The organism is Nocardia sp. NPDC058114, assembly GCF_042884695.1.
Lineage (GTDB): Bacteria > Actinomycetota > Actinomycetes > Mycobacteriales > Mycobacteriaceae > Nocardia.
The window spans coordinates 285,495-299,974 of the sequence record NZ_JBHVTK010000007.1 but is presented as its reverse complement, the minus strand read 5'-3'; the positions used below and the strand labels follow the sequence as shown (position 1 = coordinate 299,974).

Sequence of the window (14,480 nt, the reverse complement as noted above, 5' to 3'; positions counted from 1 at the left end):
GTATTGACGTCCTCCCGCGGATGGCACCGGGGATTCCAACCGCTTTCAAGCGGCAGTTGGAGCGGTAGTCCCTCGCGGGATGTCCGCCTTGGATTCCTGCTTCATAGACCGACTAGCGCTGAGGTCTCCACAAGCTGTGACCGCACGCCCTGCGGCCAGAATATTTCGTGCGGCATTCACATCCGCGTTCAGGGTGTGACCGCAATGGGCACACCGGAACAGCGCTTGGCTCTTGCGCGATTCCGGATCCACTACTCCACATGCCGAACACATTTGCGACGTGAAAGCTGCAGGTACCACCACGATCCGTGTACCCGTGTATCGAGCTTGGCCGGCCAGCGCAAGCTGCAACCGACGCCACCCTTTCGCAAGGATCGCCCTGTTCAGACCAGCCTTCTGCCGCACATTCACACCCGGAACCACCGCCGTGCCTCGCGCACTGCGGGTCATGTTCGTGATCTTCAAGTTTTCCACTGCCACCAGCGAATTCGCTGTCGTGAGTCGATGCGCAGTCTGTTCACAGAAGTCGGTACGGCGATCCCGCTCCCGCGCACGGATACTACGCATCCGTGACAGGGTCTTGCTCCGGTTGGCGGAACCCTTCTTTTGCCGCGCCAACTGCTGCTGTAACCGCCGGTAGCGTTTCGTTTCCCCAGCTGTGGCGGATACCCGGTCGACCATGACGCCGTCGGAACACGCCACGGCGACCTTCACGCCACGATCCACGCCCACTGCGGAATCAGGTGCAGAATGCTGCTGTGGGGTCACCAGTCCATCCTCAACGATGAACGACACCATCCATCTGCCACCATCCCGCGACACCGTCGCGTTACGGACCTTTCCACCTACTGCCCGTGACATCCGGAACCGCACCCACCCGAGTTTGGGCAGCTTCACCCGACCCCACCGCTTGTTCAGCCGTTCGACGACCATCTTGCCGCCCTCCGGGAACCGGAACGATGGAACCCACCGTCGCGCCGAACGAAACCGCACTTTCCATGTCCCGTGCTCGCGACACGCCTTATCCAGATCCATCAGGGTCTGCTGCAAGCAATGCCCCGGCGCGGCTTTCAACCACGTGTGGTCGACCTTCGCCGACGCGAGCTCGCCCGCTTGCCGGTGGTAGTCGATCCAACCATCGCGGCGCCGGTAATCGCGCCGCTGCTCCAAACCGGTATTCCACACAGCCCGGCACACCGCAGCGAACCGCTCAGCGCAAACTTGCTGCTCAGCAGTGAGTTCGAGGCGGTACCGTCGACCGGTCAACATGCCGTCGATACACCGTTGCTGCAGCTCGACATCCGAACGCCCTATCTGCTCGCGCCGTTGATCGGGGTATGGCACGGTAAGTGTGCCCTGCGAAAGTACTCTGTGTACCCGAGGACCGAATCCCCGGGGCAGGCCCGGTGCGATCATGACGGGAGAGTAGTTCGTGACGAGCATGTGGGGCGCGCCGCTGAGCGCGCGCTGGCGTGGATCACGCCGCCGCGATCCGCAGCAGGCCCGATTTCTGACCAGGGATTCGCTGCGCTGGGTGCTCGCCAACCGCGCCTACACCCCCTGGTACCTGGTGCGTTACTACCGGCTGGCCAAGTTCCGCCTGGCCAACCCGCATATCGTGCTGCGCGGAATGGTGTTCCTCGGCCGCAATGTGGAAATCCATGCGACCCCGGAACTCGCGCGCATGGAGATCGGCCGCTGGGTGCACATCGGCGACGGCAACGCCCTGCGCTGCCACGAAGGCTCGCTGCGGATCGGCGACAAGGTGGTGTTCGGCAAGGACAACGTCGTCAACACCTACCTCGACATCGAGATCGGTGAGTCGACCCTGGTCGCCGACTGGTGCTACATCTGCGACTTCGACCACCGCATGGACGACATCAACATGCCCATCAAGGATCAGGGCATCGTGAAGAGCCCCGTGCGGATCGGCCCCGACACCTGGATCGCGGCGAAGGTGACCGTCCTGCGTGACACCCGGGTCGGCCGCGGTTGCGTGCTGGGCGCGCACGCGGTGGTGCGTGGCGATGTCCCCGACTACAGCATCGCGGTCGGCGCTCCCGCCAAAGTCGTGAAGAACCGCAAGGTCGCCTGGGATGCCAGTGCCGAGGAGCGCGAGGCCTACATGGCGGCGCTGGCCGACATCGAACGCAAGAAGAACGCCGCCGCTCAGTCCTGACTCCCGGGTGCTTCGCTGACACGGCCGCCGGATGCGATGGTTTCTGTCGGTGAGGGTCGGTACGGTCAGCGACGTGGAGAGCTATGCGGCGCTGCTGCGGGGGATCATGCCGACCAACCCGAACATGCGCAACGAGAAGTTGCGCGGGGTGTTCGAGGGGCTGGGCTTCGAGAAGGTCGCGTCGGTACTCACGAGCGGCAATGTCGTCTTCCGCACCGCGGACGACCCCGCCGACCTGGAAGATCGCATCCAGCAGGCACTCAACGCCGAACTCGGCATCCCGGGCGGCACGATCATCCGCAGCCGTCCCGAACTGCGCGCGCTCCTCGACCGCGACCCCTTCGAAGGTCTCCCCCACGAACGCGGCTCCTATCTCACCGTCACCTTCTTCAAGACGACGATGCGCGAGGCCGACACCAAGACCTTCGACGACGACCCCCTCACCCGCGTCATCGGCTACGACCGCAAGGCCCGCGCCTTCCTCACCGTCATCGACAACAGCACCGGCGCGACCCCTGACTTCATGGCCCGCCTGGAGAAGATCTACGGCAAGGACATCACCACCCGCACCTGGCTCACGGTGCAGCGCGTGGTGAAGAAGATGGAAGCCTGACCTGTGACCACGTGCGGCCGGCCATAGGTGCGTTGTCAGCGGGTGGGAGCGACCGCTCGGCAGAGGAAGACGACGCCGGCGCGGCCGATGCGGGTGATCACCAGGGTGTACGGCGTCGAGCCGCGCTGCTTGAGCTTCTTGCGAAGTCCATCGGGGTCGACGTCGACGCCGCGGATGAGGATTTCCAGGGAGCCGCAGTCACGGCGGTTCAATTCCTGGCGCAGGGTCTTCTCGCGGAATTCGAAACGGTCCTCGATGCGGAAGCCCCGCATACCCGCAGGGACCGTGTCGCCGGTGAGATAGGCGATCTGTGGGTCCAGTTGCCAGAGGCCGTGTTTCGCGGCGTAGTGACGGACCAGGCCCGCGCGGACGACGGCGCCGTCGGGGTCGATGATCCAGTCGCCGGGGGCGCGGTCGGGGATGTCGTCGGAGGCGGCGTCGGTGAGCGTGGTCGCACCGCCGTGGGAATTCAGGACGGTGGCGCGGCGGGTGACGCCGGGTTCGGTGAGGCCGGGCGACCAGAGGCAGGCTTCGCGGACGGCGCCGTCGAGGGAGACGATCTCCACCTCGCCGTCCCAGCCTAGGCGATCGAAATCCAGGCCGGGTGCGGACTTCACGGCGATATCGCGGCCCGCGTAGGCGGTGAGCAGATCCGGAAGTGGGGGTTGGAGTTTCGCGGGATCGTAGGTGCGACGGCCGTCGGCCCGGCGAGCCGGATCGGCGATGATCACGGTATCGCGCGTGGTCGGCACGAGAGCATCGGCCTTGGCCAACACGATGTTTCGGCTACCAGTCGCTGCCGGGGCGGCATCCGCACTGATCGCCGGGCCGCGATCCACCGCCGATACCGGCCCCACCCCGAGATTGTGGGCGGCCATGGCCAGGCGGACATCGTCGAGATCGCTACCGACCACCGCCGGACAAGCCGCGGCCAGCTCGGACAGTTCCGCGCCGATCGAGCAGGTCACGTCGTGCACCGCGCGGCCGGCCAGGCGGGTCGCCCGATGCCGGGCGACGAGCGCGGGCGTTGCCTGTTGCAGCGCGTCGTCGGTGAACAGCCACTCCCCTGCCGTGGGCAGCTTCACCACGGCCCTACGGCGCAACCGCACCGTCTCGATCAAGGCGGGCGCGAGTGCACCGTGCGAACGACGCACCTGCTCGATATCGCGCAGGTGCGTCGCGGTCGTCAGCTCCAGCCGGTCGACCTCGGCGAGTGCGGCACGGCCTGCCGCGCTGCCGAGATAGGCGACATCGTCGCGGCCGAAGCGATAGCCCACCTACTTCTGCGCCGCGCCCGGCTTCACGCCGGTGATCATCGCGTTGTAGAAGAACTCGCGCGGCACGACCTTGCGCAGCACGTTCTCGTCGAGCCAGCTCAGACCCAGCCACGCGCGGTACTGCGCCAGGCGGTAGGGCATGGTCAGCTTCTCGTCGGGGACTGCGGCCTCGAAGGTGCGCACCGGCCAGCCCCACAGGGCGGCGGCGAGTTCCTCGGTGGTGGCCTTCACATCGACGGCACCGGCCGACTTCGCCATCTTCTCGAGATCGCTCGGGTCGAAGGTGTGCAGGTCGACGACGGCCTCGAGCGCGGCGGCGCGAGACGACTCGTCCAGTTCGGTCTGCGGACGACGCCAGCCCGACAGGAACGGCAGCTTGGTGATCTCGGTGGTCACCTTCCAGGTGGCCTGGCCGAGGCGACGGGCGTAGATGTTGCCGATGGTGGTGGGCTCACCGGCGAACACGAAGCGCCCGCCCGGCTTGAGCACGCGCAGGCACTCCTTGAGCGCCAGTTCCACGTCGGGGATGTGGTGCAGCACGGCGTGGCCACACACCAGGTCGAAGGTGTCGTCGTCGTACGGGATGGTCTCGGCGTCGGCGACGCGCCCGTCGACATCGAGGCCGAGGTGCTCGGCGTTGCGCAGCGCGACCTTCACCATGCCGGGCGAGAGGTCGGTGACCGAACCCGACTTGGCGACGCCACCCTGCATCAGGTTGAGCAGGAAGAATCCGGTGCCACAGCCCAGCTCGAGCGCACGCTCGTACGGCAGCGGAGCCGGGCCGACGGCGAGGTCGAACCGGCCGCGCGCATACGCGATACAGCGTTCGTCATAGGAGATCGACCACTTGTCGTCATAGGTCTCCGCTTCCCAGTCGTGGTACAGGACCTGGGCGAGTTTGGTGTCTTTGCGCGCTGCTTCGACCTGGGCCGCGGTGGCGTGGGGGTTCGGCGCCGGGTCGTCGGGATGGACCGTCATGCAGGCCAGCCTAATATGTGCGCCCGGGCACGCCGCTGCTGGGACAAGAGACTGCTCTTTCCTGCACCCACGACCGGCCGCCGGGCTCCCGCGAGCGCGAGCCGCCATCGGACCGGACAGCCGGTTCGCACCGCCCCAGCGCCGGATGGCTGGGAGGTTACCCGGGTTCTCACAACACCGGCCCGCACGAAGTTAACCCAGGTTCCGGCGGTGTTGCTAGCGACCCGTGAAGGTCGCGGCGTTCGGTCCTTCCGCGGCGAAGGTACGGGTGCCGGTGCGGGCGTCGTCGGTGTCGAACAGGGCCGACCATTCGGTGACAGCGGTGGCGTGACCGTGCGGCCCGGACTCGAAAACCGCCTTGGCCGCGGCGAGGGCGCGGGGTGCGGCGGTGACGAACTGAGCGGCCCACGCGCGCGCCGCGGTGAGGACATCGTCGGGCGCGACGACCTCATCGACCAAGCCGAGCTTCTCGGCTTCTTCGGCGCCGACGAAACGACCGGTGTAGACGAGATCCTTGGCCCGGCTCGCGCCGATGAGCAGCGAGAGCCTTCGGATGCCGGACAGGGGAATCAGGCCCGCTTTGATCTGCGGCAGACCGAGTTTCACGTTGTCGCCGACGATCCGGTGGTCGGCGCCCAGCGCGAGTTCGAGGCCGGCGCCGAGACAGTAGCCGGTAATCGCGGCAACCGTCGGCTGCGGAACCCGCGAGAGGCAGCCGAGTGCGGCCTGGAGATCGGCGGCCATGGCGGCGGCCTGCCCGGCATCGAGCTCGGCCAGCTCCGCCATCTCGTCGCCCGCGCTGAACACCCGCTCGTCGCCGTAGACGATCAGGGCCGAGACCCCGGGATGCTCGGCCACCGCGGCCGCCGCAGCCGCCACCTCACGGGCCAGCTGGGCGTCGACAAGGTTCAGCGGCGGACGATCGATGCGCAACAGCGCGACGCCACGGGTGGTCGGCTCGGCGGGCAGCTCGAGGGTCACGAATTCGGCCATGGGAGCAACCTACCGGCCGCCGAGTGCACCCAATTGCGGCAGCTCATCGAAATACCGTTCGTTGTCGGGGAAGTCCGACAGCGGACGCCCGCCCGCCCCCGGCGAGTACTTCGGCATGATCGGCTCGACGACGCGGTCGGCGGCCAGCGCGGCCGCGGTGTCGGCGAACCCGCACAGGGCGTCGAGCTGCGACCACGTCGGTGGCATCAGCACGTGTTCGCCTGCCCGCCAGCTCGCCAGGGCGTCCTGCGGTGTCCGCCAGGCCACCTGAGCGGCCTCGGAGGTGGCACCGTCGGCGATCTGGCCCTGCGGGAGCACCGCGACGAAGAAGCGGGTGTCGTAGCGGCGGGGTTCGGCCTCCGGCGTGATCCAGTTCGACCACGGGCGGAGCAGGTCGGCGCGTAACACCAGGCCCTCGGCCGCGAGGAAATCGGCGAGCGACAATTCGCGGCGCTCGAGCTTGCCGCGGGCCGCGCGATAGCGCGCCGAGTCGTCGACGACCGAATCCGCGGTCGGTCCGGCCAGCAGCACGCCGCATTCCTCGAACGTTTCCCGCACGGCCGCGGCGACGAGCGCCTGCGCGGTCTGTTCGTCGGTGGCGAAACGCTCGGCCCACCAAGCGGGTTCGGGGCCCGTCCAGGCGATGTCGGCCGTGCCGTCGGCGGCGTCGACGCCACCGCCGGGGAACACTGTCACCCCGGCCGCGAACGCCATCGCCTTGACCCGACGCTGCAGGAACACCTCGATACCCGCCTCGCCGTCGCGCACCAGCATCACGGTCGACGCGTCCCGCACGGAGACCCCGGACTCACTCATATCGTTCCTCTCCACCACCGAGCCACACGCCCGGCGACCACCGATCTACCGACCGGACCGGCTGTCTCCTTCGAGCGCAGCCCTCTCAGCACCCTAACGCCCGCTTGGTCGACCGTGAGCCGGGATTCCCGGCGACCGGACGCCCAGCCAGGTCAGCCCGGGCGCCGGTGCGCGTAATCGGCGCCCGCGAGTCAGCGCGGCGAGCCGGCGCTCAGTTGCGGCGCCGGTGCCCGCCCGAACGACGAGCCCGCCGCGCGAACCACCGCCCGTCGACCCGATCGAGCGCGATCGACTGGCTGAAGGCGTTGCTCAGATTCTCGGCGGTGAGGACATCGCCCAGGAGACCTTGGCCGACCACCTCCCCCTCCTTGAGCAGCAGCGCGTGAGTGAAGCCGGGCGGGATCTCCTCGACGTGATGGGTCACCAGCACCATCGCGGGCGCGTCGGGGTCGGCGGCGAGATCGCCGAGACGTTCGACGAGTTCCTCCCGCCCGCCCAGGTCGAGGCCCGCGGCCGGTTCGTCGAGCAGCAGCAGTTCCGGATCGGTCATCAGGGCGCGCGCGATGAGCACCCGCTTGCGTTCGCCTTCGGACAGGGTGCCGTAGGTGCGGTCGGAAAGGTGTTCGGCGCCGAGGGTTTCCAGCATGTCGACCGCGCGTTCGGTGTCGATGTCCTCGTAGCGCTCGCGCCAGCGGCCGAGCACCGCGTAGCCGGCCGAGACCACCAGGTCACTGACCTTCTCGTCCACCGGGATGCGGCTGGCCACCGCCGCCGAGGACAGTCCGATACGTGGCCGCAATTCGCTGACGTCGACGCGACCGAGCGTCTCCCCCAACAGATTCGCGTGACCGGAGGTCGGATGGAGTTCGGCGGCGGCCATTCTCAGCAGCGAGGTCTTGCCCGCGCCGTTCGGGCCGAGCACCACCCAGCGTTCGTCGAGCTCTACTTGCCAGGAGACCGGGCCGACGAGGGTTCGGCCCGAGCGACGGATGGTCACATCGGAGAAGTCGATGAGCAGATCGGGATCGGGTTGCGACACGCGCTCCATCTTGGCCCACGCGGGCTCTCAGCGCAGCGACCGGCCCGTGCGAGATTCGTCGATCCTGGTCGTCGACGGGTCACCCGTGCTGCGAACCTCGCTGCGCAACATCCGCGCGGCGACGAAGGAGACCGGCACCGACAGCACAACCCAGACGATCAGGATCACCACAATCGTCGTCATCATCGCGGAACCTCCCTGTACCTCGACGTGCACGGCTGTCGGTTACGTATACCCGCGAGGCGCTGCCGCCACACCGCGTTATCGCGGCGAGTCGCGAAAACCGCAACCCAACCGCCGGATTCGCGTCGCGCGTGTCGCGGCGATCACTCCCGTGGCGGCACCGCGATCACCGTCATCGAACCGGGCGCCACCTCGGTGAAACCGGCGTCGCGCACAGCCACCGCACGACCCGCCGCCACCTCGTCCACCAACCCCACCCACTGCTGTTCGCCGGCGTCGCGCACCGCGCAGCGGAATCCGCGGGCCGCCCACGCGGCCGCCGCGTCCACGGGCAACGCACCCGCCAGCAGCATGCTCGCGTGCCCGACCTGCGCCGCTGCCTTGCCCACCGACATCTCCAGCGCCGCGTTCACCCACAGCACCGGCGATGCCGGATCCGCCGGGCCCGGCTCGTCGTGGTCGAGATCGGTACCGCCGATCTGGAGTTTGCGGATGCGCTGATCGATCTCCCCGACCGGGCCGGGAACGAACGCACGGGCCTGCGCGCCGTCGACCTCGACCGTCACCCCGTCGACGTCTCCCGCGGCCACCCACTGCGCACCACGCGCCCGCCGGGCGACCTTCCTGATCCGCGACCGCTTCCACGCGAGGTACCGCGGCTCCCACTCCCCGCCGGGTCCCGAACGCGGGTCGAGGCACACCGCGACCGCCGCGGCGGCGGCCGCTTCCAGCAGTGCGCTGCGGGCGGGCGGGTCAGCCTTGGGGATGTGCAGCACCATCTGCATCGCCTGCACCATCGCCGGGTCGTCGGGGTCGCCGCCGCCGCCGTAGCCCTGCGCCAATTCCGCGTGCCGAGCGGCGAATTCGGCCGCCTCGTCGCGGACCGGGGCCTCGGCCTGCTCCTCGGTTTCCAACCCACTACCCATGCCACAACACCCGTTCGATCGACACCAGTCCGCCCGCCAGCCTAATAGCGCGGGCGCGTGGCCTTCCCGGGCCTTTCCCGGAGGCGAGCGTGGCCGCGCGCCGACCCGGCTCAGCTCACCCGGACATCCACCATGAAGGTCGGCTCGGGGCCGATCGATGGTTCGCTGGCCGGCCCGTACGTGAACTGCAGCGAGGTCACCCCCCGCTCGATCGCCCGGAACGGCCACACCGTGGCGTTGCCCTCGCTGGTCGGCCCACCGTCGGCGATCAGGATGCCCTTCTCGGCGTTGACCATCCCCCACTCGCCGGTCGACGCGGGATCCCGCGGCAGACGTACCAGCAGGCGCTGGCCCACCGTGGCCACCACCGTGCTGCCGTTGGCGAACAGCTCGATCGTCAGCGGATCGGCCGCGGACTGCGCAACGGCGGTCGGCTGGAGGGTGACGTCATACGGTTCGGTCTTGTCGCCACCGCATCCGGCGGTCGATCCGCCGAGCCCCGCCAGGGCGACCAGGACGAGAAATGACCTGCGCACAACAACCTCCCGGTGACGAGCGGTGACGACGTGCCTGTGCGGTCACTCTACGTCGGTGAGGTCGCGATTCCGCGTGACGCTACCGGCCGAGCAACGGAACCCGTCGTACGCCACCGTCACGCGCGTCGGCCGCTTCCACCTCGTCGCGGGTGACGCCGAGGATGAACAGCACCGCGTCCAGGTAGGGGTGCGACAGCGCCGTGTCGGCCACCTCGCGCAACGCGGGCTTGGCGTTGAAGGCCACGCCGAGCCCGGCCGCGTTGAGCATGTCGATGTCGTTGGCGCCGTCACCGACCGCGACGGTCTGCTCCATCGGCACCCCCGCCTCGGCGGCGAACTTGCGCAGCGCGGTCGCCTTGAACGCCCGGTCGACGATCTCGCCGACGACCCGCCCGGTGAGCTTGCCGTCGATGATCTCCAGGGTGTTGGCCTGCACGAAATCGAGCTCCAGCTCGTGTGCGAGCGGCTCGATCACCTGCCGGAACCCACCGGAGACCACACCGCAGCGGAAGCCGAGCCTGCGCAGGGTGCGAATCGTGGTGCGCGCGCCCGGGGTGAGCTCGATCCGGTCGGCGACCTCCTCGATCACCGACTCGTCGAGGCCCTCGAGGGTGGCCACGCGCTGACGCAGCGATTCGGCGAAGTCGAGCTCGCCGCGCATCGCGGCCTCGGTGACCTCGCGGACCTGGTCTTCGACGCCGGCGTGCGCGGCCAGCATCTCGATCACTTCGCCCGTGATCAGGGTGGAGTCGACGTCGAACACGATCAGGCGCTTGGCCCGGCGGGCCAGCCCGGCCCGTTCCACCGCGATGTCGACCTGTTCGGCGACCGCCACCTCGGCCAGTGCGGTGCGCAGCCGCGCGTCGCCTTCGTCGCTGGTGTCGGTCGCGGTGACCATCAGTTCCATCCCGGTCACCGGGTAGTCGGCGATGCCACGGATGGAGTCGATATTGGCGCCACCGGTGGCGAGTTCACGCGAGATGGCGCTGAACGCCTTCGCGGTGACCGGGGCGCCGAGCACCACGACCGCGTGCGTGGACATCGGCGGCTTACCGATCTGCGCGTCGACCGACACGTCGACCTGCATGCCGACGGTGTTCATCGCCTCTTCGAGCTCGTCCTGCAACGCCTCGGGGTCGTTGGGGCACGACACCAGCACCCCGAGGGTGAGTCGACCCCTGATGACCACCTGCTCCACGTCCAGCAAGCTCACCTGATGCCGGGACAACGTCGCCAGCAGCACCGAGGTGACGCCTGGTCGGTCGGGGCCGGTGACGGTCACGAGAACTGTGGTGTCGGCCAAGTCGATCTGCTCCGTTCGATTACCCACAAAAAGAGTGTGCACCCGCTGGTCACCCAGCAGGTGCACACCCTGTCGTTCGGTGGTGTCCTACTTCTTCGCGAGCGCGCCTTCGGACACGTGCGTGCTGTGCTTACCCGAGCCCCAGCCGACGTGCGCCTCGGCCTTCATGCGCTCGACCATGTGCGGGTAGTGCAGCTCGAACGCCGGGCGCTCGGACCGGATCCGCGGCAGCTCGTAGAAGTTGTGGCGCGGCGGCGGGCAGGTGGTGGCCCACTCGAGGGAGTTGCCGTAGCCCCACGGGTCGTCGACCGTGACGACCTCGCCGTAGCGGTAGCTCTTGAAGACGTTCCAGATGAACGGCAGCATCGACGAGCCCAGGATGAACGCACCGATCGTGGAGATCGTGTTCAGCGTGGTGAAACCGTCGGACGGCAGGTAGTCGGCGTAGCGACGCGGCATGCCCTCGGCGCCCAGCCAGTGCTGAACGAGGAAGGTGGTGTGGAAGCCGACGAAGGTGGTCCAGAAGTGCCACTTGCCCAGACGCTCGTCCATCATGCGGCCGGTGATCTTCGGGAACCAGAAGTAGATACCCGCGAAGGTCGCGAACACGATGGTGCCGAAGAGCACGTAGTGGAAGTGCGCGACGACGAAGTACGAGTCGGTGACGTGGAAGTCCAGCGGCGGCGAGGCCAGGATGACGCCCGACAGACCACCGAAGAGGAAGGTCACCAGGAAGCCGATCGACCACAGCATCGGTGTCTCGAACGTCAGCTGACCGCGCCACATGGTGCCGATCCAGTTGAAGAACTTCACACCGGTCGGGACCGCGATGAGGAAGGTCATGAAGGAGAAGTACGGCAGCAGCACGGCGCCGGTGGCGTACATGTGGTGCGCCCACACCGCGATCGACAGCGCCGCGATGCCCAGCGTCGCGTAGACCAGCGTGGTGTAACCGAAGATCGGCTTACGGCTGAACACCGGGAAGATCTCCGACACGATGCCGAAGAACGGCAGCGCGATGATGTAGACCTCGGGGTGACCGAAGAACCAGAACAGGTGCTGGTAGAGCAGGATGCCGCCGGTGGCCGGGTCGTAGATGTGGCCGCCCAGGTGGCGGTCGTAGGCCAGACCGAACAGCGCCGCGGTGAGCAGCGGGAAGGCCAGCAGCACCAGGACCGAGGTCACCGCGATGTTCCAGGTGAAGATCGGCATGCGGAACATGGTCATACCGGGTGCGCGCAGGCAGACCACGGTGGTGAGCATGTTGACGCCACCGAGGATGGTGCCCAGACCCGACACGGCCAGACCCAGGATCCACAGGTCGGTGCCGACACCGGGCGAGTGCAGGATGTCGGTGAGCGGCACGTACGCCGTCCAGCCGAAGTCCGCCGCGCCGCCGGGGGTCACGAAACCCGCGGTCGCCATCGAGCCACCGAACAGGTACAGCCAGTAGCTGAACGCGTTCAGTCGCGGGAAGGCGACGTCGGGGGCGCCGATCTGCAGCGGCAGGATGATGTTGGCGAAGCCGAACACGATCGCCGTCGCGTAGAACAGCAGCATGATCGTGCCGTGCATGGTGAACAGCTGGTTGAACTGTTCGGGCGAAAGGAACTGCAGACCCGGACGGGCCAACTCGGCGCGCATCAGCAGCGCCATGAGTCCACCGACCAGGAAGAAGCTGATCGCCGTCACCAAGTACATGGTGCCGAGCACCTTGGGGTCGGTGGTGGTGACCGCCTTGTAGAGGAACGAGCCCTTCGGACCGGTCCGGGCCGGATACGGTCGAGTCGCTTCCAACTGAGGGACTGGCCTGGGCTCTACCGCAGTCACTGATCCTCCTGAAGATGCCTGTACGTCACTCGCAGAGCCGGCCGCGCCTCCATGACGGACAGCAGCAGACATGCGTTGGAGTGAATCGTAAACCGTGCTGCCGCAGCATTCCGCGCGGGTCCTACTCTGTGTCGTATTCGGCGCGCCGTAGTTCGCGATCCCGATCTTCCTCCGCAGGTCGCGTGGGTGCAACGGTTGTCGGCGATGACTTTTCGGCGGTCGGCGCGTCATGATCGATGCCGACGCGCGAACATGCCAGCGTCGCTGACGCGCTACCCCTTCAGCCGAGGAGAAGTCATGTCGTTCAGCCCGAAACCCGGCGATCCCACCTGGGTCGACCTCTACACGACCGATCTCGACCGCGCGATCGCCTTCTACGGCGAGCTGTTCGGCTGGACCGCCGAACGCGGCGGCGAGGAATTCGGCGGCTACACCACCTTGCGCAAGGACGGGCGGGCGGTGGCGGGTGCGATGGGCCGCCACGACGATCCCGGCGACCCGTATCCGGACCGCTGGACCGTCTATCTGAACTCCCCCGATGCCCTGGCCACGACAGCCGCGGCGAGCGCGGCGGGCGGCAATGTGATCGTCGAGCCGATGGCGATCGCCGATCTCGGTGCGATGGCGGTACTGGCCGATGTCGGCGGAATCGGTGTCGGCGTCTGGCAGGCCGACACCTTCGCCGGCTTCGACGCGGTCGGCATCGTCGCGGACGGGACCTGGACCGACCATGTCGGCGTCCCGTCCTGGTTCGAGCTGATGACCCGCGCCTACGACGAGTCGCTGGTCTTCTACCGCGACGTCTTCGGCTGGCGCGACACCCTGACGATCGCCGACACCGCGGACTTCCGCTACACCACCATCCACACCGTTCCCCCCATGGGCGGCGGCGTTCTCGACGCCAACGGTCACCTCGCCGAGGGCGTGCCCGGCTCGTGGACGGTCTATTTCGGCGCCGACGACGTCGACAAGTCCGCCGAACACGCGGTGGCCCTCGGCGGCACCATCGCCTTCGAACCGATGAACACCCCCTACGGCCGCCTCGCCGGCCTGATCGACCCCATCGGCGCGCATTTCAGCATCGGCGGAAACGCCCGCTGAGGCGAGGCCACGGCGGTCGGCGGTGCGTGCACGAGGCCGCCGCCGCCGGGGTTCGCCCACCCAGGGGTGGTAATCGATCCCCCTGGGAGTCGGCGCATCAACGCTGGGGTTGCTGTCGGATCCCCCTCCCGAAGACGAGATTAGAGGTGTACCCACAGACACCCGTCAAGCCTTCGAAGGGGAACACGATGAGCACCCTGGTCACCGCACCCGCCGGCAACGTCATCCCGATGCGCAGCCGCTCCGGCGCGCCGGTCGCCGGTCAGCTCGCCGACGCCGATCTGGACCGTTGGGCGAACCGCCTGGCCCGGCTGCTGCTCACCCGTGGCGCCGACGCCGGCGACCGGATCGCCCTCGCTGTCGACCCCCGGATCGAGTCGGTGGTCGCCGAGGCCGCGGTGCGCAAGATCGGTGCGATCCCGGTGTCGCAGGCCGAGGGCGCGTCCACCGCCCCCGGCGCCGGATTCGGGATCACCACCAAGGCCCGCCGGGGCGAACTCGGCGGCGGCGCCGACTGGCTGGTGCTCGACGACCGCTCGACCCTGCAGCGCTATCTGGTCACCTCCGACGCGCCGCTGGCGGCCACGGAACTGCGCGCAGTCTGCTGAACCCATTCCGATGCGCTCGATACAGGTTCAGAATGAACATAGAGCGCAGTACGCAACGGCGGGTACTACCTACCAGGTAGCTACCCGACGGTCGGGAA

15 protein-coding genes are annotated in these 14,480 nt (G+C 68.1%); 4 read left to right on the top strand and 11 right to left on the bottom strand.

All coding sequences use genetic code 11. The annotated features are described in order from the left end of the window. Positions 1–45: 45 nt before the first annotated feature. A complete protein-coding gene (locus tag ACFVVI_RS25730) occupies positions 46–1,416 on the bottom strand; it encodes an RNA-guided endonuclease InsQ/TnpB family protein (protein WP_387447211.1) in 1,371 nt (456 codons plus the stop codon). Positions 1,417–1,432: 16 nt separating this feature from the next. Between ACFVVI_RS25730 and ACFVVI_RS25725 the strand changes: the two genes are divergently transcribed. Both ACFVVI_RS25725 and ACFVVI_RS25720 read left to right on the top strand, forming a co-directional pair. Further along, positions 1,433–2,179: an acyltransferase gene (locus tag ACFVVI_RS25725; protein ID WP_378633250.1), complete on the top strand. Its 747-nt coding sequence runs from the start codon at positions 1,433–1,435 to the stop codon at positions 2,177–2,179. Between the two features lie 73 nt (positions 2,180–2,252). Further along, on the top strand, positions 2,253–2,792 hold the full coding sequence (locus ACFVVI_RS25720; protein ID WP_378991542.1) for a DUF1697 domain-containing protein: 540 nt from the start codon (positions 2,253–2,255) through the stop codon (positions 2,790–2,792). Positions 2,793–2,827: 35 nt separating this feature from the next. Here ACFVVI_RS25720 and ACFVVI_RS25715 read toward each other — a convergent pair whose 3' ends face one another. The 10 genes from ACFVVI_RS25715 to ctaD all read right to left on the bottom strand — a co-directional run bounded on the left by ACFVVI_RS25715 (position 2,828) and on the right by ctaD (position 12,673). Beyond that, a complete protein-coding gene (locus ACFVVI_RS25715) occupies positions 2,828–4,069 on the bottom strand; it encodes a class I SAM-dependent methyltransferase (RefSeq protein WP_387447210.1) in 1,242 nt (413 codons plus the stop codon). Beyond that, on the bottom strand, positions 4,070–5,047 hold the full coding sequence (locus ACFVVI_RS25710; protein WP_101466273.1) for a class I SAM-dependent methyltransferase: 978 nt from the start codon (positions 5,045–5,047) through the stop codon (positions 4,070–4,072). Between the two features lie 216 nt (positions 5,048–5,263). Continuing rightward, on the bottom strand, positions 5,264–6,040 hold the full coding sequence (locus ACFVVI_RS25705; RefSeq protein ID WP_378991539.1) for an enoyl-CoA hydratase-related protein: 777 nt from the start codon (positions 6,038–6,040) through the stop codon (positions 5,264–5,266). Positions 6,041–6,049: 9 nt separating this feature from the next. After that, the gene (locus tag ACFVVI_RS25700) at positions 6,050–6,856 is read right to left on the bottom strand and encodes an NUDIX hydrolase (RefSeq protein ID WP_378991538.1); all 807 of its coding nucleotides are present in this window, start codon (positions 6,854–6,856) and stop codon (positions 6,050–6,052) included. Positions 6,857–7,067: 211 nt separating this feature from the next. Next, entirely contained in the window at positions 7,068–7,904 is an 837-nt protein-coding gene (locus ACFVVI_RS25695) for an ABC transporter ATP-binding protein (RefSeq protein ID WP_379312003.1), read from the bottom strand. Positions 7,905–7,922: 18 nt separating this feature from the next. Further along, on the bottom strand, positions 7,923–8,081 hold the full coding sequence (locus ACFVVI_RS25690) for a hypothetical protein (protein ID WP_378991535.1): 159 nt from the start codon (positions 8,079–8,081) through the stop codon (positions 7,923–7,925). A gap of 140 nt (positions 8,082–8,221) precedes the next feature. Beyond that, a complete protein-coding gene (locus tag ACFVVI_RS25685) occupies positions 8,222–9,004 on the bottom strand; it encodes a peptidyl-tRNA hydrolase (RefSeq protein ID WP_378991533.1) in 783 nt (260 codons plus the stop codon). 110 nt (positions 9,005–9,114) lie between these two features. Then, positions 9,115–9,540: a hypothetical protein gene (locus ACFVVI_RS25680; RefSeq protein ID WP_387447208.1), complete on the bottom strand. Its 426-nt coding sequence runs from the start codon at positions 9,538–9,540 to the stop codon at positions 9,115–9,117. 79 nt (positions 9,541–9,619) lie between these two features. Next, positions 9,620–10,849 carry a phosphoserine phosphatase SerB gene (gene serB / locus ACFVVI_RS25675; protein ID WP_378991635.1) on the bottom strand — a complete coding sequence of 410 codons (1,230 nt, stop codon included), beginning with the start codon at positions 10,847–10,849 and terminating at the stop codon, positions 9,620–9,622. 81 nt (positions 10,850–10,930) lie between these two features. Continuing rightward, positions 10,931–12,673 (bottom strand): cytochrome c oxidase subunit I, encoded by a 1,743-nt coding sequence (gene ctaD, locus ACFVVI_RS25670; protein WP_378991529.1) that lies wholly within the window; start codon positions 12,671–12,673, stop codon positions 10,931–10,933. Positions 12,674–12,970: 297 nt separating this feature from the next. Here ctaD and ACFVVI_RS25665 point away from each other — a divergent pair, with 297 nt between their 5' ends. Together ACFVVI_RS25665 and ACFVVI_RS25660 are read left to right on the top strand one after the other, a co-directional pair. Further along, complete coding sequence (locus tag ACFVVI_RS25665; RefSeq protein ID WP_387447206.1) at positions 12,971–13,774, top strand: VOC family protein; 804 nt, start codon at positions 12,971–12,973, stop codon at positions 13,772–13,774. 188 nt (positions 13,775–13,962) lie between these two features. Beyond that, positions 13,963–14,382 carry an AMP-binding protein gene (locus ACFVVI_RS25660; RefSeq protein WP_379312008.1) on the top strand — a complete coding sequence of 140 codons (420 nt, stop codon included), beginning with the start codon at positions 13,963–13,965 and terminating at the stop codon, positions 14,380–14,382. The last annotated feature ends 98 nt before the right edge of the window (positions 14,383–14,480 follow it).